The sequence below is a fragment of the Vreelandella glaciei genome (genome assembly GCF_013415125.1).
Lineage (GTDB): Bacteria > Pseudomonadota > Gammaproteobacteria > Pseudomonadales > Halomonadaceae > Vreelandella > Vreelandella glaciei.
The window spans coordinates 1-2,613 of sequence record NZ_JACCDE010000072.1 but is presented as its reverse complement, the minus strand read 5'-3'; the positions used below and the strand labels follow the sequence as shown (position 1 = coordinate 2,613).

At 47.5% G+C, this 2,613-nt stretch carries 2 protein-coding genes and 1 pseudogene; 2 read left to right on the top strand and 1 reads right to left on the bottom strand.

Annotated features, from left to right (window positions below; all coding sequences use genetic code 11):
• The first annotated feature begins 320 nt into the window (after positions 1 to 320).
• Both HZS80_RS23145 and HZS80_RS23140 read left to right on the top strand, forming a co-directional pair.
• Positions 321 to 1,382 carry a tartrate dehydrogenase gene (locus HZS80_RS23145; protein WP_179917451.1) on the top strand — a complete coding sequence of 354 codons (1,062 nt, stop codon included), beginning with the start codon at positions 321 to 323 and terminating at the stop codon, positions 1,380 to 1,382.
• A gap of 108 nt (positions 1,383 to 1,490) precedes the next feature.
• Positions 1,491 to 2,534, top strand: a complete 1,044-nt coding sequence (locus tag HZS80_RS23140) for a glycerate kinase (protein ID WP_179917450.1) — start codon at positions 1,491 to 1,493, stop codon at positions 2,532 to 2,534.
• On the opposite strand, the pseudogene HZS80_RS23775 reads toward HZS80_RS23140, so the two are convergent.
• Positions 2,502 to 2,613 (bottom strand): annotated as a pseudogene (locus HZS80_RS23775) (IS30 family transposase); the annotation flags it as partial. The gene HZS80_RS23140 and the pseudogene HZS80_RS23775 overlap by 33 nt on opposite strands.

Genomic DNA, 2,613 nt, shown 5'->3' with positions numbered 1-2,613 from the left:
GGAAGTGTGTCTGAAGGACGGAAAGTGGTTAAAAAGTAGCCGATGTAAGTCGAGCCAGTAGGTGTTTAGCGGTGTTACAGCCTGAGTGCGGTACTGGCTGAGGTACTATGAGAAATCCAGGTTAGCTGCTTTAGATATACTTCCAGATTGACAAATTAATATAAAAAACTCGAAATCATTGCTAACCATGATTATTAACTCTTGGTTGTTTCTGTATTAACTGAAGGTATATTGAAGTCATTTCACCATGTCATCTAATGTCTGTAGTGCCAAGCAAGCGTATTTTCATATAAAAAACTAGATAGGTAGGAGCAGTATATATGCGTAGTCATCGTGTTGCAGTTATTCCTGGTGATGGAATCGGCCTCGAAGTGATTGAGGCAGGCAAAAAAGTGCTTGAAACGTTGGCGAAAAAAAGTGGGGATTTCCATTTTGAATTCGAGGACTTTGATTGGAGCTCCCAGCGCTACCTTAGCCAGGGCGAGTACATTCCTGAAGGAGGGCTAGATAAACTTTCAAAATTTGACGCTATCTACTTCGGTGCCGTGGGTAGCCAAGATGTCCCCGATCACGTTTCCCTTTGGGAGCTTCGGCTCGCTATCTGCCAAGGCTTTGATCAATACGCGAATGTACGTCCCGCTCGGGTCCTGCCAGGTGTTAACAGCCGCTTAAAAGGCGCTGAAGAGATTGATTGGATAATTGTTAGAGAAAATAGCGAAGGTGAATATTCAGGTAACGGTGGCCGAGTTCACCAAGGGCACCCTGAGGAAGTCGGAACTGAAGTGTCTGTTTTCACGCGGAAAGGGATCGAGCGAATCCATCGTTTTGCGTTCAAACTAGCACAAAGCCGTCCTCGCAAAAAACTGACGCTAGTCACCAAGTCTAACGCTCAGCGGCACGGCATGGTGCTGTGGGATGAGGTGTTCTTTGAAGTCGCAAAAGACTTCCCTGATGTAAAAATTGATCGGGAGCTTGTGGATGCTGCGACTACTCGCATGGTTCTCAAGCCGGAGACGATGGACGTTATTGTTGCAACCAACCTCCATGCCGACATTTTATCTGATTTGGCAGCTGCCCTTTCAGGCAGTCTAGGTATTGCGCCAACCGCAAACCTGAATCCAGAAAGGATTTACCCTTCCATGTTTGAACCTATCCATGGTTCAGCATTTGATATTGCCGGGCAAGGTATTGCCAACCCAGTGGGGTCCTTTTGGACAGCTGCCATGATGCTTGAGCACTTGGGGGAAGCTACTGCGGCAGAACGACTAATGGCAGCCATTGAGCGGCTGACTGACTCTGGCCTACAAACAAAAGACCTAGGTGGCTCAGCGAATACGCGCGATGTTACTCAGGCCATCTGTTCTGATATTGAACAACAATAAAGGCATGGTCGTGGCTTCAAGAAGTATGTTCTTGAAGCGGCTGAGAGCATCAGTGGTGTTATTTTGATGCTTAATACCTACGGCTTTCCTCTTTAGAGGGGCTAGTAAATGAAAATTGTTATTGCTCCTGATAGTTACAAAGGTGCGTTATCGGCTCAGGCTGCAGCGGTTGCGATGGAAAAAGGTATCGTTCGTGCTTTCCCACACGCAATCACTATTAAGTGTCCTATGGGCGATGGGGGAGAAGGAACCCTTGATGCCTTAGCTTCCTCTACGGGGGCTGCCGTGTTCCATACAGAAGTAGTTGATGCTTTTGGTGGATCGCGTCGTGCCGCGTGGGGTTGGCATAGCGCTAGCTCAACAGCTTATGTGGAGCTCGCAGAAGCCTGCGGGCTTCAGTATGTCGATGTTGAAAAGAACTCCATTTATAGAAGTACTACGTATGGAGTTGGACAGCTCATTAATCAAGCTTTAAATAAGGGCGCTAAGTCTCTTGTTATAACTTTAGGCGGAAGTGCGACTAATGACGCTGGGGCTGGAATGCTAGTTGCTTTAGGGGGGAAGCTTCTCGATAAAGAGGGCAGTGAACTCCCTCCCGTGACTGAGAGCTTATTTAAGCTGGATAAAGTTGATCTTTCGGGATTGGATCAACGTTTAAAACATTTACAAGTAGTAGCAGCGGTTGATGTTGATAACCCCCTTTTAGGCGCTAATGGGGCCAGTGCGATTTATGGCCCCCAAAAAGGCGCCTCGCCAGCGGATGTTTCTATCCTTGACGCATTGCTAGCCAATTTCTCCCAAAAAGTCAGCGAAGCGACTGGCGTCGATGTCAGCGACTTTCCAGGTGCTGGTGCTGCTGGAGGAATGGGTTATGCGGCAATGGCTTTTTTAAAGGCAACGCTTAAGCCTGGTATCGACGTTGTAATGCAACAAGTCAACTTTAACAATCATCTTAATGATGCTGACTTAGTCATTACAGGAGAAGGGCGTTTAGATGGTCAAAGTTTGGCAGGTAAAACGCCGATTGGCATTGCCAGAGTTGCCAGTGAAAGGGATATACCTGTGGTAATAATCGCTGGGCAATTAGGGGAGGGGTGGCGTGCCTCTTACTCCCTGAATTCAACTAATAAGTGCAGCACCTGCGGTTTCTAGCGCTCCTGAGTATTCACCTAAGAACACCTGGGCTGGGGTTCGGTATCCCAGCCGCTTTCTTGGTCTATCGTTTAGCTTA

Bases quoted from the DNA above. Each gene is read 5' to 3' on its own strand.
- HZS80_RS23145 (WP_179917451.1), top strand. From the start codon at position 321: ATGCGTAGTCATCGTGTTGCAGTTATTCCTGGTGATGGAATCGGCCTC.
- HZS80_RS23140 (WP_179917450.1), top strand. From the start codon at position 1,491: ATGAAAATTGTTATTGCTCCTGATAGTTACAAAGGTGCGTTATCGGCT.